20 protein-coding genes are annotated in these 21,803 nt (G+C 52.7%); 7 read left to right on the top strand and 13 right to left on the bottom strand.

Annotated elements, in window-relative coordinates:
* The 3 genes from FE845_RS11655 to FE845_RS11665 all read right to left on the bottom strand — a co-directional run.
* A partial coding sequence (locus FE845_RS11655; RefSeq protein ID WP_200364765.1) for a flavodoxin family protein occupies positions 1-348 on the bottom strand: 348 nt, incomplete at its 3' end.
* 17 nt (positions 349-365) lie between these two features.
* On the bottom strand, positions 366-1,415 hold the full coding sequence (gene recA, locus FE845_RS11660) for a recombinase RecA (protein ID WP_200364768.1): 1,050 nt from the start codon (positions 1,413-1,415) through the stop codon (positions 366-368).
* A 149-nt stretch (positions 1,416-1,564) separates the two neighbouring features.
* Positions 1,565-2,080 (bottom strand): CinA family protein, encoded by a 516-nt coding sequence (locus tag FE845_RS11665; protein ID WP_200364770.1) that lies wholly within the window; start codon positions 2,078-2,080, stop codon positions 1,565-1,567.
* 82 nt (positions 2,081-2,162) lie between these two features.
* Here FE845_RS11665 and mutS point away from each other — a divergent pair, with 82 nt between their 5' ends.
* Entirely contained in the window at positions 2,163-4,781 is a 2,619-nt protein-coding gene (mutS, locus tag FE845_RS11670) for a DNA mismatch repair protein MutS (RefSeq protein ID WP_200364772.1), read from the top strand.
* A gap of 147 nt (positions 4,782-4,928) precedes the next feature.
* Entirely contained in the window at positions 4,929-5,252 is a 324-nt protein-coding gene (gene fdxA, locus FE845_RS11675) for a ferredoxin FdxA (RefSeq protein ID WP_200364774.1), read from the top strand.
* Positions 5,253-5,366: 114 nt separating this feature from the next.
* Here the strand turns inward: fdxA and FE845_RS11680 are convergent, their stop codons facing one another.
* The 5 genes from FE845_RS11680 to FE845_RS11700 form a co-directional block, all read right to left on the bottom strand.
* Complete coding sequence (locus FE845_RS11680) at positions 5,367-6,401, bottom strand: hypothetical protein (protein ID WP_200364776.1); 1,035 nt, start codon at positions 6,399-6,401, stop codon at positions 5,367-5,369.
* Between the two features lie 146 nt (positions 6,402-6,547).
* Positions 6,548-7,498, bottom strand: coding sequence for a DegV family protein (locus FE845_RS11685; RefSeq protein ID WP_200364778.1), 951 nt, complete (start codon positions 7,496-7,498; stop codon positions 6,548-6,550).
* The gene (locus tag FE845_RS11690; RefSeq protein ID WP_200364780.1) at positions 7,495-8,325 is read right to left on the bottom strand and encodes a metal-dependent hydrolase; all 831 of its coding nucleotides are present in this window, start codon (positions 8,323-8,325) and stop codon (positions 7,495-7,497) included. The genes FE845_RS11685 and FE845_RS11690 overlap by 4 nt, the downstream gene beginning before the upstream one ends.
* Positions 8,326-8,556: 231 nt before the next feature.
* Positions 8,557-9,933 (bottom strand): solute carrier family 23 protein, encoded by a 1,377-nt coding sequence (locus tag FE845_RS11695; protein ID WP_200364783.1) that lies wholly within the window; start codon positions 9,931-9,933, stop codon positions 8,557-8,559.
* Positions 9,934-10,030: 97 nt separating this feature from the next.
* On the bottom strand, positions 10,031-11,659 hold the full coding sequence (locus FE845_RS11700; RefSeq protein WP_200364785.1) for an acyl-CoA synthetase: 1,629 nt from the start codon (positions 11,657-11,659) through the stop codon (positions 10,031-10,033).
* Positions 11,660-11,850: 191 nt separating this feature from the next.
* Here FE845_RS11700 and FE845_RS11705 point away from each other — a divergent pair, with 191 nt between their 5' ends.
* Positions 11,851-13,329: a sensor histidine kinase gene (locus tag FE845_RS11705; RefSeq protein WP_200364787.1), complete on the top strand. Its 1,479-nt coding sequence runs from the start codon at positions 11,851-11,853 to the stop codon at positions 13,327-13,329.
* Complete coding sequence (locus FE845_RS11710) at positions 13,322-13,969, top strand: response regulator transcription factor (protein WP_200364789.1); 648 nt, start codon at positions 13,322-13,324, stop codon at positions 13,967-13,969. Before FE845_RS11705 ends, FE845_RS11710 begins: the two co-directional genes overlap by 8 nt.
* Here FE845_RS11710 and FE845_RS11715 read toward each other — a convergent pair.
* A complete protein-coding gene (locus FE845_RS11715; protein WP_200364791.1) occupies positions 13,966-15,381 on the bottom strand; it encodes a PLP-dependent aminotransferase family protein in 1,416 nt (471 codons plus the stop codon). The two genes, FE845_RS11710 and FE845_RS11715, sit on opposite strands and share 4 nt — an antisense overlap.
* Before the next feature lie 228 nt (positions 15,382-15,609).
* Here FE845_RS11715 and FE845_RS11720 point away from each other — a divergent pair, with 228 nt between their 5' ends.
* From FE845_RS11720 to FE845_RS11730, 3 genes are all read left to right on the top strand, one after another.
* Positions 15,610-15,891, top strand: coding sequence for a hypothetical protein (locus FE845_RS11720; RefSeq protein ID WP_200364793.1), 282 nt, complete (start codon positions 15,610-15,612; stop codon positions 15,889-15,891).
* Positions 15,888-16,694, top strand: a complete 807-nt coding sequence (locus FE845_RS11725; RefSeq protein ID WP_200364795.1) for a PhzF family phenazine biosynthesis protein — start codon at positions 15,888-15,890, stop codon at positions 16,692-16,694. Before FE845_RS11720 ends, FE845_RS11725 begins: the two co-directional genes overlap by 4 nt.
* 61 nt (positions 16,695-16,755) lie before the next feature.
* Complete coding sequence (locus FE845_RS11730; RefSeq protein ID WP_200364797.1) at positions 16,756-17,949, top strand: NAD(P)/FAD-dependent oxidoreductase; 1,194 nt, start codon at positions 16,756-16,758, stop codon at positions 17,947-17,949.
* Between the two features lie 96 nt (positions 17,950-18,045).
* On the opposite strand, the gene FE845_RS11735 is transcribed toward FE845_RS11730, so the two are convergent.
* From FE845_RS11735 to FE845_RS11750, 4 genes are read right to left on the bottom strand one after another with little or no spacing between them, the layout of a single operon-like run.
* Entirely contained in the window at positions 18,046-19,248 is a 1,203-nt protein-coding gene (locus FE845_RS11735) for an NnrS family protein (RefSeq protein WP_200364800.1), read from the bottom strand.
* The gene (locus FE845_RS11740; RefSeq protein ID WP_200364802.1) at positions 19,245-20,270 is read right to left on the bottom strand and encodes an ABC transporter substrate-binding protein; all 1,026 of its coding nucleotides are present in this window, start codon (positions 20,268-20,270) and stop codon (positions 19,245-19,247) included. The genes FE845_RS11735 and FE845_RS11740 overlap by 4 nt, the downstream gene beginning before the upstream one ends.
* Positions 20,267-21,007: an ABC transporter ATP-binding protein gene (locus FE845_RS11745; RefSeq protein WP_200364804.1), complete on the bottom strand. Its 741-nt coding sequence runs from the start codon at positions 21,005-21,007 to the stop codon at positions 20,267-20,269. Before FE845_RS11745 ends, FE845_RS11740 begins: the two co-directional genes overlap by 4 nt.
* Positions 21,004-21,786 carry an ABC transporter permease gene (locus FE845_RS11750; RefSeq protein ID WP_200364807.1) on the bottom strand — a complete coding sequence of 261 codons (783 nt, stop codon included), beginning with the start codon at positions 21,784-21,786 and terminating at the stop codon, positions 21,004-21,006. Before FE845_RS11750 ends, FE845_RS11745 begins: the two co-directional genes overlap by 4 nt.
* Between the last annotated feature and the right edge of the window lie 17 nt (positions 21,787-21,803).

Consider the following 21,803-nt stretch of genomic DNA (forward strand, 5'->3'; position numbering starts at 1 on the left):
GCCGGTAGTAATGCTTTCTATTGCCCTGCGAGTGCCAGTGCCATCGTGGCCGGCGCGTATGTAGTAAGCAAATGGCAGAGCTTGGGTTTTCTCTAGGCATGGGTAGTAGCTGCGATCAAAAAAGTCCTTCAAAGCACCGCTCATATACCCTAGATTTTCGGTGGTGCCGAGGATAATGGCATCACAGGCAAGAACATCATCCGGACCAGCATCTAATGGCGCCAGCACGGTTACTTCTACATTTTCGATATCTTCGTGCCCTGCACCCTGCGCGACTGCGTCGCGCAGGGTGAGAGTATTCGGGGAGGGCGCATGGGAAACGATGAGTAATTTCTTTTTACGGTCCATATGCACCTCAAGCTGATTTAGAGCAGTTCACCGTCCGCTTCAGCAGGAACTTCCGCAGCGGCATCTTTCTTGGCGACCGGCTTCGGCATCAAGCGTTCACGTACTTTGGCTTCGATTTCCTTGGCGACCTCAATGTTCTCTTCAAGGAATTTGCAGGCATTGGCTTTGCCTTGGCCGATTTTATCACCGTTATAGGCGTACCAAGCACCAGACTTGTCTACGAAGCCCTCTTTCACACCCATATCGAGCACTTCAGCCATGTGATAAATGCCCTTACCGTAGAGAATTTGGAACTCTGCTTGACGGAAAGGAGGAGACACTTTGTTCTTAACCACTTTCACACGGGTTTCGTTACCCACTACTTCATCGCCGTCTTTCACAGCACCGATGCGACGGATATCCAAACGCACAGATGAGTAGAACTTCAGAGCGTTACCACCGGTCGTGGTTTCCGGGGAACCAAACATCACACCAATCTTCATACGGATCTGGTTGATAAATACCATCAAGCAGTTGGCATGCTTCACGTTACCCGTGAGCTTACGCAGTGCTTGCGACATTAGGCGGGCCTGCAGGCCAACGTGGCTATCGCCCATTTCGCCTTCAATTTCCGCCTTTGGCGTAAGAGCAGCAACAGAGTCAACAATGATGACGTCAACTGCGTTGGAACGCACCAGCATGTCGGCGATCTCCAGCGCCTGCTCACCGGTATCCGGCTGGGAAACCAACAGGTCATCAACATTAACGCCGAGTTTTTCTGCGTAGATGGGGTCTAGCGCGTGCTCAGCATCGATAAACGCACAGGTCTTTCCGGCTTTTTGTGCTTCGGCGATTACTTGAAGAGTCAGCGTTGTTTTACCGGAGCTTTCGGGGCCGTAAATCTCCACGATTCGACCGTAAGGCAGGCCACCTATACCCAAAGCAACGTCCAAGCCAAGGGACCCGGTGGAGACCGCAGGAATGGCTTCGCGGGGCTGATCACCCATTTTCATCACGGCGCCTTTACCAAACTGCCGTTCAATCTGGCCTAATGCTGCGCTCAATGCTTTTTTGCGGTTGTCTTCCATCAGTGTAAACCCTCTGTTGCCTTGGCCAACGGCACTGTAGTCAAGCCGGTGGAGATATAGTTAAACGGGAAGCCGTACAGTGGTTACAGCAGATTCCCTGTATATTTGAACAGTATTAAAACATACCCCGAAGAAGAGGCCAACCCCTGTTATTGTGAAAGCCTACAGGTTTGTTTCAAAAACTCCCTAACACCTTGCAGTGCAAAGAGAACCGCCTGTCGACGCACCTGATCACGGTCGCCAGCGAAATGCTGAACAACCGCTTCGGTACTCGCGATACCACTCCCCCAGGCAAACCAAACTGTTCCTACCGGCTTTTCCTCAGAACCACCACCGGGCCCTGCTACGCCGCTAATCGCAACTGCAACATCCGCCCCGGTTGTTGCCAGTGCACCGGCAACCATTTCCCGAACCACCGGTTCGCTTACGGCTCCGTGGTTGTCCAGCGACGCATCGGTAACGCTCAGAAGCTTTTGCTTCGCCTCATTGCTGTAGGTAACCAGACCGCCTATCACGTAGTCAGACGATCCCGCCTTATCGGTCAACACCTTGGCCACCCAGCCACCAGTGCAGCTTTCAGCAGTAACTACCGTGAGCCCAGCTTTTAGCAATTCATCGGCCAATTGGTTTCCTGCTTGTTCGAGTTCGTGGTCAGTGGCAGGCATAATGGTCTCCCTCGTTTCATCACGGGCGTTATTTTCTTACAATCCGTGGCTTCATCCAAAGCAAGATTATCCGGACTCGTCCATGTCAGCAGCTCAAAACAGCAAACCCCAGCACACACCTATGATGCAGCAATACCTCAAAATCAAGGGCCAGCACCCGGATGAGTTGGTGTTCTACCGCATGGGTGACTTTTACGAGCTGTTTTATGACGACGCCAAGAAAGCCGCAGAGCTAATGGATATTACCCTCACCGCAAGGGGGCAATCCGGCGGTAGCCCGATCCCCATGGCGGGCATTCCGTTTCATTCATCTGAAGGCTACATTGCCCGTCTGGTCCGCGCCGGTCAATCCATTGCCATAGTTGAGCAAATTGGCGACCCGGCAACCAGCAAAGGCCCGGTAGATCGCCAGGTGGTTAGGATTGTTACCCCGGGCACTCTAAGCGACGACGCCTATTTGGAAGACCGCCGCGACAATTTGCTGGCTGCAATCTACCACCAACGCGAGCATTTTGGTTTTGCCTCACTGGATATCTCTAGCGGTCGTTTTGTTGTTTCTGAACTGGATAGCCTAGAAGCCCTGCAAGGTGAACTGCAACGGCTACGCCCAGCGGAAATTCTTATCAGCGAAGATTTCCCCTACCAGGACGTTGTCGCCGGGCTTACCGGCGTGCGGCGTCAAGGCCCTTGGCTTTTTGAATCGGATACTGCGCGCCGGGTACTGACTCAGCAATTGCAGGTTCGCGACCTCACCGGCTTCGGCTGCGAAGATCTAAGCTTGGCCATTTGTGCAGCCGGTTGCCTGTTGCAATACGCAAAAGAAACTCAGCGCACGGCCCTACCCCACATTCGCAAACTCACCCGGGAACGCCGGGATGAAGCGGTGGTTCTCGATGCTACCAGCCGCCGCAACCTAGAAATCGACATTAATCTTATGGGCGGCCATCAGCACACACTGGCCTGGGTGATGGATAAAACCGCTACTTCTATGGGCGGCCGCGAGTTGCGGCGCTGGCTAAACCGTCCTCTTCGGGATGTAAACGTAGTGCAGCAACGCCAGCAGGCGGTATCGGCGCTGCTCGAAGGCTTCCATTACGAGCCTGTACACGACCTGCTCAAAACCGTAGGCGATATTGAGCGAGTGCTCGCTCGTGTGGCCCTGCGTTCGGCCCGCCCGAGAGACCTTGCCCGCCTGCGGGACGCCTTTCATGCACTGCCAGAATTACAGAAAGCCCTAAAGCCGGTTAACTCCCACCACATTGTTAAGCTCGCTACGGTAATAGGCGAATATCCCGAGCTCGCCGATATGCTGGAGCGCGCGATTATCGACAACCCTCCCGTCGTGATTCGCGAAGGCGGTGTGATTCGAGAGGGCTTTGATGAAGAACTCGACGAGCTGCGTAACATCAGCGAGAACGCGGGCCAGTATCTGTTGGATGTCGAAACCCGTGAACGACAGCGCACCGGTATAAGCACCCTGAAGGTTGGCTACAACCGGGTACACGGCTATTACATCGAAATCAGCCGGGCTCAGTCTGCTCAGGCACCAGTTGATTACATCCGTCGCCAGACCCTGAAGAACGCAGAGCGTTTTATTACACCGGAACTTAAAGAGTTTGAAGACAAAGCGTTGAGTGCCAAGAGCCGTGCGTTGGCTAGAGAAAAAGCACTCTATGACGAGGTGTTAGAAACCGTTGCCGAACAACTCGCCCCCCTGCAGGATGCCGCACAGGCCTTGTCAGAGCTGGATGTGATCAGCAACTTCGCTGAACGCGCCACCACCTTACGCTTTGTTGCACCGGAGTTTCGAGATGCCCCGGGGTTTGATGTTGAGGATGGCCGCCACCCGGTTGTTGAGCAACTTCTGGATGAGCCTTTCGTACCCAACAACCTGCTGATGGATACGCAGCGCCGCATGCTGGTTATTACCGGTCCCAACATGGGCGGTAAGTCTACATATATGCGCCAAGCGGCTCTGATTGCTTTGCTGGCTTACACCGGGAGTTTTGTGCCCGCCAATCGCGCTGTATTGGGGCCGGTTGATCGAATCTTTACTCGAATGGGGTCATCGGATGATATCGCTGGCGGCCGTTCGACCTTTATGGTGGAAATGACCGAAACCGCGAACATTCTGCATAATGCCACTGAGCTCAGCCTTGTACTGATGGACGAAGTGGGCCGGGGCACGAGCACCTTTGATGGTTTGTCTCTGGCTTGGGCGACCGCAGAGCACTTGGCAAAAGAAATTCGCTGTTACACCCTGTTTGCTACTCACTACTTTGAGCTTACGCAGCTTGCAGACGATCTAGAGCTCGCAGTAAACGTGCACCTCACAGCAACAGAGCACGACGACAGCATCGTCTTCCTGCACAATGTGCACGAAGGCCCCGCCAGCCAGAGCTATGGCCTACAAGTAGCGAAACTGGCAGGCGTGCCCCAGAGCGTTATAGGCAACGCCAAGGCGCAGTTAAAATTGCTAGAGGGCAGCGCTGTACCTGCGGCCATTGCACCTAAATCCGTCGCAGAGTCACCCAAAAGACAACCAGCAACACCCGCCCAAACCGTATACCAAGGTGATATGTTTGCCAGTGCAGAGCCCAGCGCTGTTGAAGACGCTTTAAAAAGCCTTGATCTGGACGACTTATCCCCCAGAGAAGCCATGAATCGGCTCTATGAATTGAAAAAATTATTGAAAAACTAAGGGGAAATTGACCTGAGTAATAAGGTTATAGCGGCCAGACGCTTGCGGCAGTGCGGGCTGCTCCCTACAATATCGCCCATTAAATATAACCATGGAGCCTGACAACATGCTCCGGATGAGATTGACCACTGGACCAGGGATCTGATTATGGCGTTTATCGTTACCGATAACTGCATCAAGTGCAAATACACAGACTGTGTGGAAGTATGCCCGGTAGATTGCTTCTATGAAGGGCCAAACTTTCTGGTAATCGACCCGGACGAGTGTATCGATTGTGCTCTGTGTGAGCCCGAGTGTCCGGCCGAAGCGATCTTCTCAGAAGATGAGTTGCCAGCCGACCAGGTTGAGTTTGTTGAGATTAACGCCGATCTGGCGGGCAAGTGGCCCAACATCACAGAGAAGAAAGATCCACTACCAGATGCAGAGGAGTGGGATGGCAAGCCCAACAAACTTCAATATCTGGAAAAATAATCTCAATCAGGCCTTGCGGTACCCGTAAGGTCTAAACAAAAAAGGGAGGCCGTTATAGGCTTCCCTTTTTTGTTTGTGCGCTCTAAATAGATAACGGATAGAAACCAGCAAGCCTTAAGCAGACGGCTCCAGTATTTTACGCGCCGCAGCGGATTTATAAAAAGCCGATAGCCTCCTACGCACGAGCGCTTCAATATAACCTTCCTCTTGAAGCAGGCCGATTACCGGAATAGCCCAGGCGTCGACCTCTGCAATAATCACCTCGCGCGTCACACCCAGGTCATTGAGAAGGTCGGTAAGTGGTCGATCACCGTATTTCACAAACAGGTGCGCAACCACTGCCTGAGTACAGCCTTCAAAGTAGGCAGTTTTCCGGAACTGCAACCAGAACTCATAGCCTAATACCACAAATGCTTGGAGTTCAACGTCGCCAAGGCCTTCGCGAAGCTCGTCAACCGTGCGGTCCTCTACGGCGACCCAGGCTGCCATAACCGTATCCCGTACCTCATCATCGGAGAGTGCGCGCTGCAGGAACTGCTCGCTGCGACTAATCAGCCCTGGCAAGCTATCGGACAGCCAGGCTTTTAGCCTGCGTTCAAAGGTTTCATCCAACCCGGGCACGGCTTTGTTAGCCATGCGTTTGCCAAACTTCATCATGGAGCCAACACCGGGTACCGATTTGGTGATCAGGTTGTCTTCATAGAGATAGTTAACAATGCCCTGATAGACCACATTTGAAACCAGCTCCTGATAGACCGGGTGGGCCATGATTTCGCTGATGACCCGTTCGCGCTGCTGGCGCAACTCAAGCATTTCTTCTACAAAACCCGTGGCTTGCTCACGGGTGATAATGTCACTCAATACTGTGTTTGCCTGAACCGGTGCATTGAGTACCTCGGTGGCCATCTCACCCGCCAACTCAGGGATGCCAGCATCCAATTCCATGTCCACAACAACCCGTTGAATGGTCTCCATCACCTGCTCTTTCGAGGCTATGCGATTCAACGTGATAGTGCCTGCGTGGTCCAGAATCTCGCTAACCTCCTGATTGAGAAATTTGCGGAGTTTAGCGCCTTTTAGTGAGGCAACTTCGTGCTTCACGTGCAATTCCAGCAGTTGACTGGCTGGATCGATTTTGTCCTTGCTCATGGTGTTCACGGCCCTGTTGTTATGATGAAACTCAGCTTAATTTGAACTGGATACCGGGAGGCTAACACGAAGATCTTAAAGACGGGTTCGCCGTAAATGCGGTCGAATTGCTGCGGCCGGGCCAGTACCTGCCGCAGTTGAGGCTATTATTGAAAATCGCTGAAATTATGTGGTTCTGCCGCCAGTGCCAAGCACAGACTGCCGGGCCCAACATAAATACTGCTGGTGATGCCCATTTGTGAAAGCAACAACTCAACACCGTTTTTCTCACAAGCATTTCTAAGCTGATTCAGGCCGGGCAGGTCTTCAATCTCCGTCCAACTCAGACTGCAAGACAAGCTTAAGTAGGGTGTAAGTAGCCCGGCCTCAACTCTTGCAGTGGCGTAATTCATTACTTTCTCTACCGCCATGTCGAAACTGCGTGTTTTCGCAACGGGCTGGCCGTCCACGCCCTGCCCGAAAATAATCGGTGTGATGTTCAATGCTTTACCCAAAAACGCCACAACGCCAGATATGCTCTTGTCGCCACGGCGTCTGGCACGCTCGCGAATATAATGGAGGTCCCGGGGGATTACGCAGGTGAATATTTTGTCCGAGAACCTTTCTACCTCGTTCCGCAATGCATTCTTGGAAAGCTTTTGATCTATGAGTTTGAGCGTATGAGCGGCCAGCAACCCCTGCCCCGCAAAAATCTGTTTACTATCAATCACTCTCATCGAAAATTTACCGTCACGGCCGGAATCCGCACGCGCCTGCTCGCAATTGGCCATCACGCTATTCATGGCTTCTGAGGCATTCTGATAAACCAGACTTCTGCTGCGAGTGACTGTTTCACAGATGGCGACATCAAACTGGGGAACAATTTTTTGCATGAACAGGTCATGGATTTGTTCAGTGGAAAACGCGTGGGTTTCGGCATGGTGGCCTTTTTGCAGCAATCCGCTCTGATAAAACTCTTGGGTTCTTACAGGGTCATGCTCGTCGATGTATGTCTCACCATCGATTACGGCCGTCACCGGGAGAATAAATAAGTCGTGTTTGCGGCTGAACTCGTAAGGCAAATCACAAGCGGAATCGATGATCAGACCTACCTTCATGCCAGACCTCCAGCATCCAACTCCTGCAGATTTTTCTCCAAAAGCGCCCTATTGTCCTGCTGCCATGGGTGAAAGCCTTTGCGGAAATATGCCAAAAACTCAGGCAAACACTGACGCAAAATGCCGGGTTTTCCCCACAGGAAATTGAGCCCGCCAGCCCAAGTACGAAGGCTCCAGAGCTTACCGTCTGTTTTTAGCAGGCTGCAGGTATTCAAAAAGGTGTATTTAAAGAAGTTCCAGGTCACAAATAAAAAAATAATCCGCCTTAAGCGCTCATTCCCCACACATTCACGGTAAACATCAAACGCCACCGACTTATGCTCGGTTTCCTCGATGGCATGCCAGCGCCAGAGTTGCGCCATAACCGGTGTTGCACCTTGTAGCCATTCAGGGTGGCTGAGAATGGCATTCGCCAGCACCGCCGTGTAATGCTCGGCACCGCAAGTGCCCGCCAGTTGCCGACTGGGTGGAAGCTTTCCAACCCATTCCATGTGCTTGCGAAAACGACGGTCGAGCTTATCAATATCATAACCGCGCGCTTTCAAAGCCTCGTTGTATGCTTTGTGTTCCCGGCTATGCAAGGCTTCTTGACCAATAAACCCACGAATCTCGGCCTTGAGTTTCGGATCCTCAATTTTGTCCCGATATAGCCTAACCGCATTAATAAACTGCTGTTCGCCATCCGGAAACTGGAGTGACAAGGCGTTGAAGAACGCTGTACGGAACGCATCATCGCCATGCCAGTGGGTTTTTAGATCTTCACTGACATCAAAGTGCAGGTGTCGTGGTTTAACGGACACGCCATCGGGGGTGGAGCTTATTGTCATGACTGCCTCCTTTTTATTATGTCTTTTGAGCAGTGGGCAAAAAATCATCAATATGGTCAGTTTAGTACCCGGAGCAAGGCAGAAGGAAGGGGCAAGCCAGAAAAACGGACAGGTTGTCACAAAATGACACATCGTCATTCAAAAGTTACAGGCAAAAAAAGGGGAGGCATTTAGCCTCCCAAAGACACACAGACTCTAAACTGCCTCCAGCTTTAGCCGGAGGCCACAATTTCAATCCTTGTTTGCCTCTTCGACACTCGGTGCTTCGGGATCTGGAGTAAAGCCAATCAGCTTGGTTCGCTCTATCAGCAAGTAGAGCACCACTCCGGTCCCAAGGCCCCAGCCTGCTCCATAGACAGCCAATACCACGCCCATGGTGCCAGCAATGCCCCGCTCGGTATTATTTTCCAACTGTTCCAAACCCACCATCAAACAGATGTAGCCGGTCAACAAGAGCGTCAGAGACAAGGCAATGGGCAATACCGGTTGGAAAAAGCTCACCAACGGTAGGATAAACAGGGCAATAAAGCCGGTAATCCAGAAGGTGCCACCGCCACTGTAGATGGAGTCCATGGCGTTGCGGCCGTACTTGTAACGCTCGGCCATGGTGGCGGTTACGGCGGTCCAAATTGGGCCAGCCAAACCGGGGTAAGGCGCAAAGAAAGCGTGACCGCCGTTACGGATGGCCGTTACCAAATGCACACGGTCGATGCTGTTGTCGATGTCCTCGTCTTTACGCAAATGGTCCACACGATTCATCAGGGATTGGCCTACTACAATATCCCCGAAGGCAATAATGTAAGCGATGACCGCAGTCGGAACAGCGTATAGGAAGACTTTGGGGTCGGGGAAACCGACAGTAAACGGCAGATAGTTCCACAGCTCATCAAAGGCGGGTTTGGTAATGCCCCACTCAACATTCGGTACGTCGTATTCGCCTGTGGCAAAACCCACGAGAATAGCCACAACCATACCGGGCACCATGCCGTAGTTGGCGATCTTGCGGGCAAAGGAGTTGCTCTCAACAAAGCCCTTGAACGACACAGAAAACATGAGATACAAACAAACCAGGCCGCCAACAATCAGCGATATTGGCGTATTGGCCACGCGACCGCCTACTTCAATTTCGCCCATCAGAGCTGCGATGCCCGCACCAATAATAATGCCGCCCTTCATGGACCGGGGAATAAGATCCACCAGTTTGCTCCCCAACCGGGTAACGCCCAAAAATAGGAAGATAATAAACACCAAAAACTGCAGGGCGAACATAGCCTGTATAGCCTCGGGGCCCGGCTCGAAGTCACTCAGAAAAAGCAGCACAACAGGAATACCCGGCGTGATCCAGCCTGGCACCAGTGGTACCCCCAGCAAGGCCGGTAGCATAAAGCCAATACCGCAAATAACCGCATAGGCAAGTGCTACGTCATAAGGCACGCCAAGGTATTTTTGCAGCAGAGGGATCATGGCCAAGCTAACCACAAACATGATCAGTGCTTGGACCATTTCCGCAAATTCCCAGCGATAATGCACAAAAGGAAGGCGGATTTTGAAAGGACCCGCAGGCCAGAACGGCTGCTCTTCCCCGTTTTTTCGATGGAACATTTGCATAACAGAGTCTCCCGGCACAGTCGCTCAGCGCGTGCCCGATTAGGTTATTGTGGTGTGGTATCCGGCAGCGCCAGAGTTGGCGCTGCCCTTTGGGAGGTTAGTGAAGCTCTTTGGCTTGATCCCTTAATACGAACTTCTGGATCTTGCCCGTGGAGGTTTTGGGCAGTTCTGAGAAGACGATGGTTTTTGGCACTTTAAAGCGAGCCAGATGTTCGCGGCAGAAGTTGATAATATCCTCTTCGCTCACATTTCCGGCCTCCGGTTTTAAAGTCACAAAGGCGCAAGGCGTCTCGCCCCACTTCTCGTCCGGACGCGCAACAACAGCGGCCTCAAGAACAGCAGGGTGTCGATACAGCGTATCTTCCACTTCGATGGTGGATATGTTCTCACCGCCGGAAATGATGATGTCCTTCAAACGATCCTTGATTTCCATATAACCGTCTTCGTGCCATACGGCGAGGTCGCCAGTATGGAACCAGCCGCCTCGAAAGGCTTCTTCAGTGGCTTTCGGGTTTTTCAGATAGCCCTTCATAACGGTATTGCCGCGCAGGAATATCTCGCCAATGGTTTTGCCATCTTTGGGCACGGCTTCCATGGTATTCGGATCGCCCACCATGGTGCCCGCGAGGGTATGATAGCGCACGCCTTGGCGGGCTTTTATCTTCGCTCGATCATGTAATGGCAGATCATCCCACTCAGATTTCCACGCGCACACAGTCACCGGGCCATAAACTTCCGTTAAACCGTAAACGTGAGTCACTTTGATGCCCATTTCCTCTACCGCACCAATCACTTGGGCAGGGGGCGCTGCACCAGCTGTCATCGAACGAACTTCGTGGTCAATGCCCGCTTTAGACTCTGCCGGTACATTCAGTAAAGCGTTCAACACAATGGGTGCGCCGCACATGTGCGTAACCTGATGGTCGCGAATCAACTGTAGAATTTTTTCTGGATCAACCCTGCGCAAGCAAACATGCGTTCCTGCCATAGCAGTAATCGTCCATGGAAAGCACCAACCGTTGCAGTGGAACATTGGCAGGGTCCACAGATATACGGGGTGCATTCCCATCGACCACACAGCCTGATTACCCAAGGCGTTGATGTAAGCGCCACGGTGGTGATAAACCACGCCTTTCGGGTTGCCTGTAGTGCCGGAAGTATAGTTCAACGATATGGCGTCCCACTCGTTGTCCGGAAAGCTCCACTGGAAGTTCGGATCACCTTCCTGCAGAAACGCTTCATAGTCCAAATCACTGACCTGAACACCCTCACCGTATTCCGGGTCGTCCACATCGATAACCAACGGTTTGTTTTCCAAGCGGCTGACGGCATCGCGCACCACATCACCAAACTCGCGATCGGCAATAACAGCTTTTGCTTCGCCGTGCTCCAGCATGAATGCAATGGCCTCTGCATCCAGACGCACATTCAGAGTGTTTAGAACAGCGCCGATCATCGGCACACCGAAGTGGCACTCCACCATGGCTGGAATATTGGGCAACATGGCAGCCACTGTGTCTCCACGATCAATACCACGCCCCTTCAGAGCCGAAGCAAGCCGCCGGGAGCGATCGTAAGTTTGGGCCCAGTTATAGCGGATAGCCCCATGAATAATAGCGGGATAGTCCGGGTAAACGCTGGCTGTGCGCTCGATAAAATCAATCGGCGATTGAACTGCGTAATTAGCATCAAGGGGCGTAAGGCCCTGATCGAAGATTGAGGTCATGGGGTATTCCTCTCGGTGTGTCTGCCGTCTGTGAGACTGTTGTTCTTGTGGCGTATTCAGCAAAATCGTTAGACTACTTATAGCCTTTTATAGTCGAAATAATATTAAATCGAACAAAAACTAGAAATTACACCAATGTATTATAGTATAAGCACTATATTTATCATTTTTCGAAACATGCGGTTATCACTATGAGTATTAGTTTGTCAGATGCAGACCCGCAACCCGGGCTGAGGCTGGATAAGCTCGCCAGCGTCTTACAAAGCAATCTAGCAGCTAAGGAATTGGGGACAGAACATGGTCTGACAAACGCCTCTGGCCTGTTGCCAACAAATGTGCAGGCTTTGGTTAAGGCCGCACTGCAACAAACGCGGGCTATTGAAGATGTAGAAACCCGGATCAACAGCACCATACTAAAGTGGACGTTTATTCCCTGTCTGCAATCTGGTGAGGTGCTCGCACGAGGTCGGGATGCCACAGCCGACGTTCTGACCCACGAGCAAGCCATCCGATCAAACCGCCTCTATCGGGTGATCACCGAGAACACCACCGATCTAATTTCACGGCATGCTCCGGATGGGCGCTTTATCGACGCAACTCAGGCGTCATGGCGTTTGCTTGGGTATTGGCCAGAAGAACTTAGGGGCAAGTTACTGGAGGACATTTTTCAGAGTGACAGCGCCACCCGACAGCTAACGGAGACGCGCAACCGTTTGAGAGATGATGGCTATGCCATCATGACGTTGGACTTAACCCATCGTGATGGGAGTAAACGTTGGTTCGAAATCGCAAGCCGGGCTATTAGAGAAACCTATACCGGCGCTGTGGTTGAGGTGGTAAGCGTATCCAGAGATATCACGGCAAGGGTAGCGTCAGAAGACAACAACCGCCGCCTGGCCGACGAGCTTGCACGCACCGCGCGGCTTGCTGCACTCGGGGAGTTAGCGTCCAGCATCGCCCACGAGATGAACCAGCCTTTGGCAACTATCGTCAACTTTGCCAGCGCCAGCCAACGCTACCTGAAAAGTGCCGACACACACCCGGAACACCTTGAGCGTGTTGATGACGGGCTTGATAAAATCATCCACCATGCCAATCGCGCATCAGAAGTCATCAAACACTTACGCGCATTCCTGCGCAAAGGTCAGAAGCGCACAGCAGCTGTCCAGCTAAACGAAACGATCATGAATGTCGCCCGCCTTTGCCAATGGGAGGCTGACAAAAATAACGTCGATATTATCTGCACACCTGCTAACTGCGAACCGACGATTATCGCTGACCCGGTGTTGCTGGAGCAGGTACTGATCAATTTGATCCGTAACGGTATGGAAGCAAATGCGGAAGCGCGCACCCATCAACCGGACACCGAAGGTTCCCGTCTGGTCATCTCAACGTCCATAAACAGCGAAGGCGAAACGCTGATTGATGTAACAGACGAAGGCCCCGGCCTTGATGAACAGGGAATAAGGCAAATGTTCCAGCCTTTTTACACCAGTAAACCTCAGGGTCTGGGGCTCGGCCTTTCCATGAGTCGCTCGATTATTGAAGGCTTTGGCGGTTTTTTGGACGCCCAGACAGCTCCATCAGGCGGCCTTACCTTAACCTGTCGCTTCCCGGCCGCACCCGCAAACAAACGCATACTAAACATGGAGACTGCTCCTAATGAGTAACCAACCAGCCCTCGAAACCCCCACTGTTTACGTGGTTGATGACGACGCAGGCATGCTGGAGTCAACCCAGTGGCTGCTAGAGTCTGTCGGTTTAAACGTAAGAGCTTATAGTGACGGGCGAAAGTTCCTTGATGCTCTGGAAGATACAAAGGGGGGCTGTGTCGTGCTGGATGTAAGAATGCCTGGCCTCGGCGGTCTCAACGTGCAAGAGGAGCTGCAAAAGCGCGGTATTGAGTTACCGATTATTTTTGTTTCTGGCCATGCCGATGTACCCATTGTGGTCCGGGCCTTCAAGTCCGGCGCCTTTGATTTCATTGAGAAGCCATTCAATGAGCAGCTATTACTGGACAGTGTGCAACAGGCCCTAGAGGCTCATCAGCACTCCAACAATCTCCAACAGGGCGACGAGCAAACTCACGCGCTCATCTCAACACTGACGCGCCGCGAACGGGACGTTTTTCTACCTATGGCGCAAGGCTATATCAGCAGGGAAATTGCCGAGCAACTGGGAGTGAGTGTCAAAACCATTGATCTTTACCGGGCGCGCGTCATGAAGCGACTAGGCGTGGAACGACTGCCCGATGTTACAGGGATAGCAGTGACCGCTGGGTTGATTGACCCCTTGAACCTGCGCCCTTAGCCATTCAGTGCCTGCTCTTCGTGGGTCAATGCACCAAGTCTCGCAATGGCTTGATCTATCCTCTCGCACCATGGATTGCCGCCGTTTAGCCGGAGGCATGATTCAAACTTACCTGAAATCGAGAACATCAGGCCCGGTGCCACATTGATATTCTCTGCACGAGCACGGTGATAAACCCGTGTGCCGGAAACGCCAGCAGGCAATTGCACCCAGAGTACAAAGCCACCCTGAGGCCTGCTGACTGCCGTACCCACTGGAAATGAACGTGCCACAGCAGCCCTCATGCGCTCTATCGCTTCGCGGTAGTTCTGCCGGGCAGAGCGCAGATAGCGATCATATCCGCCTTGTTCAAGAAAATGCGCAACCGCCAGTTGCGGAATAGACGATGTCGCCAGATTGGAAAAGTACTTTTGTTGCCGGGCACCAGCCATGTGGCGACCGGGCAACATCCAACCCAGCCTAAGCCCGGGTGAAATAGTCTTTGAAAAAGAGTTGCAGTAAATCACGTTATCGGCGCGATCAAAGGCCTTGGCAGGTCTTGGCCTTTCTCCTGTGTGATAAAGGTCTCCGTATATGTCGTCTTCAATCAAAGGCACATCAGCGGCGGCCAGCATAGACACAAGCTGCCTCTTGCGCTCGTCCGGCATTCTGGCACCCATTGGGTTACTGTGATTGCTCACCACAACACAGGCCTTTAGGGGCCACTGCTCCAAAGCGAGCTGCAAACCTTCAAGGCTAAGGCCATCGGATGGGTGAGTGGGTATTTCTATCGCTCGCAGCCCGACCACTTCGAGTGCCTGAAGAATACCCGGGAACGATGGCGACTCAACCGCAACAATGTCCCCGGGCTGGGTAACGGCACGCAAGCCCAGAATAATAGCTTCTTGAGCACCGTTGGTGACAAGAACATCATCCGGTGTAACCGGAACACCAACGGAAGCCATGCGCTGGGCAATCTGTCGGCGCAGCGACTCTTTGCCGGGAAAGGCGTAGTCCAGTGTCTCAAGGCCATGCCGTGCCGCCCATAGCGTGCTCTGCTGAATCTGCCGCAAGGGTAGGAAGTCTGCATGGGGAACGGCTGTCGCCAGCGGCACCATGCGCTTCTGCTCATCTGCACACAAATCCAAAGTCATCTCGCGCGCACTGACTGGGACAGGCTTGCTCCGATGCTTACGCATAACCGGTTCGGGCGCGTCAACGACCGGTAAACGCACAAAATACCCGCTGCGCTCCCGGGCTTGAAGGTAACCTCGGGCCTCTAGGGTTTGGTGCGCCTGCAGTACCGTTGAAATACTGACTTCCAACTGTTTGCTCAATACCCGTACACCCGGCAGGCGGTCGCCATCCCGGTATACGCCGTCTTGTATCAGCGCCTGAAGCCTATCTGCCACCTGATTATAAAGAACACCCATCCGACTGGCCTCGCTCAATCACTTATCCACTTGCCTGTATAAGCATGCAAGCTGCTATTGCATCAGATCAGCATCCAACAAGAAGAGTACAGATACCGAGAAAAACAACCGGTACAGATTGCGTAACAACCACTCTGTACCGGTTCAAAACCATATTATCTGAATCTGTTATGGCTGTATGCACGGGAGGACAATAACTACATCGCAAACAGAAGAAGGAGTTTCATCATGGGCATAGCAAACAACCACGCACAGGCGGCAACACGTAACAATCTTTTTGGGTTTCAGCCAAACGTTCCGTCATTATTTGAGGACGGTGGGAAAACGAGCCACCAATGGCTGGAACGTTTAGGGTTTTCTGTTAATACAGTGGATCAGGAACACTGGGTGGTAACACACCACACAACCCTGCCCGAAATCCATTTTTACAGTGTTCGTGAACTTGCTCAGTTTGCCAGCTACAAAGCACACCACTACGCTAAGCGTTTGCTCCCGGAGAATAGAACATGACTTACCCTATTTATCAGGTGGACGCGTTTACCAGTGACATTTTTAAAGGTAACCCCGCCGCCGTTATGCCTCTGGAAAGCTGGCTTCCCGACGAAACCTTGCAGGCACTGGCCGCCGAGAACAATCTGGCGGAAACGGCGTTTTTTGTGCGTGAGGCCGACCGTGAGGGCGCAGATTTTCACATACGCTGGTTCACGCCGCGCGTAGAAGTGCCGCTTTGCGGACACGCTACTCTGGCTAGTGCTTGGGTAATTTTTAACAAGCTAGGTTGGGGCGAAAGCCTGATTCGCTTTCATTCCAAAAGTGGCCCTTTGGGCGTTCACATGACCACAGACAATTGGCTGGTTTTGGACTTTCCAAACCTCCGGATTGAAGAACAGAAAACGCCAAAGATTATCATTGAAGCCCTTGGCACTGCGCCCGAAACAGCGTTCCACGTAACGAACGACACCAATTATATGGTCGTTCTAGAAAACGAGGCTGCTGTAATAGCAGCGCAACCAGATATGCGAATACTCAAGCAGCTAGGCAATAAGGGCCTGATTATCACTGCGCCCGGCGATCAGGTTAATTTTGTGAGCCGATATTTCGTGCCTGGCTCCGGCATTGATGAAGACCCTGTTACCGGCTCGATTCACAGCGCTTTAGTGCCCTACTGGGCCGAAAAGCTCGGGAAAACCAAACTGGAAGCTAGGCAGTTGTCTGAACGGGGCGGAGTGTTGCGCTGCGAGCTCAAAGGCGACCGAGTTGCCATCGCCGGGCAGGCTGCGTTTTATATGGAAGGAGCGGTTCATCTGGAATGAGCCGAACCAAGGCTATGAGGCTGGTATACTGCGCGCCACACAAACCAACCGGCGAGCAGCAATGACGGCAAGTTCCAGCAACCAGTACGATGTGATCATTATCGGCGCAGGAGCCGCTGGCCTCATGTGCGCTGCCACAGCAGGTTATCGTGGGCGCAAGGTGTTGGTAATTGATCACGCCAACAAGCCGGGGAAAAAAATTCTCATGTCTGGTGGCGGGCGCTGCAACTTCACCAACCTGAACAGTACGCCTAGCAATTTTTTATCCGACAATCCGCGTTTTTGTATTTCTGCCCTTAAGCGCTATACCCCACAGAACTTTCTGGACCTCGTTGAGCGCCACGGCATTGAGCACGAAGAAAAGGCCGCTGGCCAACTGTTCTGCAAAGACAGCGCGAAAGAAATACTTGCCATGTTGCTGACGGAATGCGAATGGGCCGGAGCTGAAATTCGCATGAAAACCAGCGTAACGAGCCTTACCCGGAGCGCTGAAGACTACCGCGTTAACACCAGTTCAGGCACCCTCACCTGCGAATCTCTGGTTATCGCCTGTGGCGGCCTTTCCATCCCCACCATGGGCGCCACAGGTTTTGGCTACGAAGTCGCACGGCAATTCGGGCTTACTGTTCTGCCCACCCGGGCTGGGCTTGTGCCTTTCACCCTGCATCCCGAATTGAAACAACAGCTGGCCCCGCTCTCTGGTGTTAGCTGCCCCGTGGAAGCGTCCTGCAACAACCACGGTTTCCGTGAACCCATGTTGGTAACACATCGCGGGTTAAGCGGGCCATCAATGCTGCAAATCTCTAGTTTTTGGCAACCCGGCGACCCGCTAACCATCAATCTGCTGCCGGAACGCAACATTCGGGAAGATTTAGAATCTCTGCGCAAACAAAAGCCGCAATCAACCATCGCCCAATATCTTATCCAGCATTTGCCTAAGCGATTCGCACAGACCTTTAGCGAGCTACACCGGTGGGAAGGCCCTCTGCAGAACTATAAGAACAGCGATCTTGAAAAGATCTCGGAAACGCTGGGCCAGTGGACGGTTAAGCCGGCAGGCACAGAGGGATACCGAACGGCCGAAGTTACCTTAGGCGGCGTCGACACCCGCCAGCTTTCGTCGAAAACCATGGCCGCAATGGAGCATCCGAACTTGTATTTTATCGGCGAGGTTGTGGATGTGACCGGGCACTTGGGTGGGCACAATTTTCAATGGGCCTGGGCTTCGGGGGTGGCGGCTGGGCTAGCCGCCTAAGCTGTCGCAAGAGCAGTCGATACTCGTTAACCTTTCAGGCCGTGGGGACAAAGATGTCGACTACGTGGCGGAGAAGCTGGGGCTGAACTAAACCGGTCAACCGGGTAGTCCATCTGCACGCACACTAACTAAAAACCGTGCATAAGCGATCACGTACAGAAAGTACGCAATCAACCACAGCAAAAAAGGCAAGCCAACGCCAGCCAACAAATACATCTCTGGCCACCAGATCGGCACGAGGGTGCGCAGCAATGCGGTAAGAAAAAGCGCACCCAGTGCTGGCCAGATAAGCCTTGGCATAGTAAGCGAACGCCCCGTATGCCGTAGCCCGGCAATGCAGAATACAGCCAGAATAGCGGTGCCAGCCGCGCCAACAGAAAGTGCATGACGGCCAGCATAGCCCGGCAAGCTATCTACCAATGCGCTGATACCCACTAGAAACAAGCCAGCAATCATCCATAGGTAAGCCGTTGTCAGTAGTAACAAATATAATTTGCCCATGGCCTTACCCCATGGCCACTCGCTCAACCTGCCTGCCTGAGCGGCTGCGGCTGCCAGCGCAATCCAGCCGGTAACTGGGTGCCCCGGTGCAAGCATATCGGCCACTACGTAAACGATAAGGGCAACAATTGCTAGATACTCACGGGCAGGTGTCAGACGCACTGGGCCAGTTTCCCCGACCTCCGTTCTTGCGGCCATCGCGACCACCCGCACTATGCGTGACGCTGTCAGCGCGATCAAAACAAGCAATACATTTACCGCAGTGTTAAGAGCAGCTTGAGGCGATAACAACGCTAATTCTGGCCAAAGCCAGCCTAAATAGAACAGTCCCTGAATTAGGACAAATGCCAGCAATACAACACCTATACTTAGGTGTTTACGCCCTGTTGCAGATAGCAAAGCTGGCATTGCCCAGAAAATTACGGAAAGTGGAAAAGCAATATTTAATGCTGCAATCAAGACTCCCGGTAGGCTTGCTGACAACCAAAATGCCAGCCTGCCCAGAAGCCATAAAACAACCAGAGCAGCAAGCGCTTTACCTTGAACATGTGGTACGCCCGCCCAGGATGGAATAGAGGTTAATAAAAAGCCCACCAACGCAGCGCTGGCAAACCCGAACAGCATTTCATGGCCATGCCAAAGGATAGGCATCATCGCCATGGGCAAGGTAAATTGTTGAAGCAGCGCACCTACCCACGGAACCAATGCAAACGGAGCGTAAAGAGCCGCCAACAAAAAGAATGGCCGAAACCCATAGGCAAGCCAAGGGCTTTGAAAGCCTGCTATTACAGTCTTCATACTTTGCCTTCAGCTTTTGTAGCTGTCTCCGGAAGATAGAAATCATTGTCGGGCAGTTTGCCGCCGATAAATCCGCTGGAGAGGTCTGTAAGCGCAGTAAAGAACGACTCAAGCTGCGGTCGAGACTCTGCAGCAGAGGCCATCCGAATTTGAGTTCGAGGTATTGCGCCTTCAAACACCTTGTTAGATAAGGGGGAATTTTGGCTCCCAACCACGGCCGCGTCATTAGGCTTAGCTGCCACCCAGTCCACTGCGCGTCTGATGGCACCTTGTATTACCGCAACCTGTTCTGGACATTGATCCAGAAGCTCTCGGCGACAAACAACTCCGGCTTGCGGCAGACCCTTTATTTCACCAGTAAGTCGCGCCCATTCTTCTTGTAAATCCAGCTCCGTCGGTAACTGGCCAAACTGTGCCGCTTGCAACCGAGTAGCTGTGCGCATGGGTTCAGGTAAAACGGCTGCATCGAGGCGTTGGGCAACAAACATTTGTACGGTTTCGAAAGGGCTCGACTGGTAGCTTACTTTAAGATCCCGACCTACTTCCAAACCCGCTTTCCCGAGAAGATACCGAAATACCAGATCTGGCATGTCGCCACGCCAAGGCACACCCACATGGCGACCGGCAAGATCCTTCACGGATTGCAAGGGGCCCTTCTCTTTCAACCCGAGCATACCGAGAGTACCCCATACATTTACATTCATTAGTACAAGGGGAACACCACGGTTATAGAGGTTAGCGGCCACATTCGTGGGTGTCGCGGTAAGCATCACCTCTGCTCTGGCTAACCAGGCACGAAGTTGGTCGGGGTCCTTCCACGCCTTCAACTCCCGTTTTGGAATCAGCTCTTGCACGGCGGGGTCTTCCAGCGCTCTCGCCAGAATCACCTGTGGAATGCCGTAGGGTGTTGCTGCGACAAGCTGACCGGATGCCTGCGCAATGGCACGCTGGAAAGGCAAAGCCGTTAATAGCGTCGCGCTGGCTGTCAATTTCAGTAAATCACGACGATTTAACGGATTCATGTTACCTCCGATTGGGTTTTATAGAGGAAACTCTCACTAACCACAGGCTGCCTCAACAAATGAGCTGCAGCTTCATAGAGCCAGGACTGAGTCCTGCTCGCAAATGGCTCATCTACCCGATGCTCGTGAACTATATGACCAGGGGAACCCGAAATGACGACAACACGGTGAGCCAATCGCAGGGCTTCGGTTAAATCATGAGTCACCAACAAACTGGCAATACCACGATCAACCACAAGACGTTGTACCAACTCCTGGGCTTCACTTCGCAGCCCGACATCCAAAGCACTGAACGGCTCATCCAGCAGTAGCAGATCAGCCCCTACAGCCAGCGCCCGGGCTAACGCAACCCTCTGCTGCATACCGCCGGAGAGTTCGTGAGGGAATAATGTGTACTTGTCTGCAAGACCGACTGAATCTGCCAACTCCCGTGCTATCGCCAGACGCTCTTTTCGTGGGGCACCTCTGGCTTTCAGGCCCAGTGCAATATTGTCCAACATGGGCCGCCAGGGTAGCAGTCGCGGTTCCTGAAATACTGCGGCCGTGCAGGCAAAACGGTTTTCCACTGAGCCACCGGAAATATCGACTAGCCCGGCTGCCAGCCTCAGTAAACTGGTTTTACCGCACCCCGAAGGGCCGACGACACAAACTGACTCACCTGGCTGTACACTAAAGTTGATGGCCTCAAGGATTCTATTCGGCCCAAGCTGCAATGAAGCATTTCGAAGTTCCATCATGATTTTGCCTGCGAGACGCTCTGGCGCCATGGTTCCATTTTCTTTTGTAGCGGTCGCAAAAAGCCATGCTCAGCAATCAATAAGAGTGCCACTACAACCAAAATCCAGCCCATGGCGCCCGCTGTATCAAGATTCACCCGAGCCATTGCTAAGCCAGCGCCCACACCGTTTTCTGTGGCGAACAATTCCGCCATGACTGTCACCTTCCAAGCCACGCCCAGCGCCGTAATCAACGCCGGAAACACATACGAAACGATATGGGGCAGATAGAAATCCCACAAACGCATCCAGACAGGAACACGAAATACATCGCCCATCTCCTGTAACCGTTTATCAAGAGTAAGCGCCCCGATCTGCGCACCGGCAAAAGTAACGGGCAAGGTTGTTGCGGCAACCGTGTAGATAGCTGCCATCGACCCACTCCCAAACCACAAAATAGCTAGCACAATCCAGGCGATCGGAGGAATGCCCAATAGAACGGTTGATACCGGCTCCAGCGCTCGCCCAAGTGTGCGGGACAGGCCAGCCAACAAACCCAATATCAAGCCAGCTAACGATGCCAAAGCAAACCCAACCATTGCTCGCCAGGTTGTGGCCCAGACCGCACTCAAAAGCTCACCCTGGTGCCAAAAACCCTGTATAGAAAGAAGTGCATCTCTCGGCCCCGGTAGTAAAAAGCTACCGTAGTTCAAGCTCCCCCACTCCCATAAGGCCACAAACAACAACATACCGGTAAGGCTGCCACCCCAACTCAGACCGGTTCGGATCAGACGACTCATAGTTCAACGCTCTTTGA

The sequence above is a fragment of the Marinobacter sp. 1-4A genome (genome assembly GCF_016597725.1).
Classification (GTDB): domain Bacteria; phylum Pseudomonadota; class Gammaproteobacteria; order Pseudomonadales; family Oleiphilaceae; genus Marinobacter.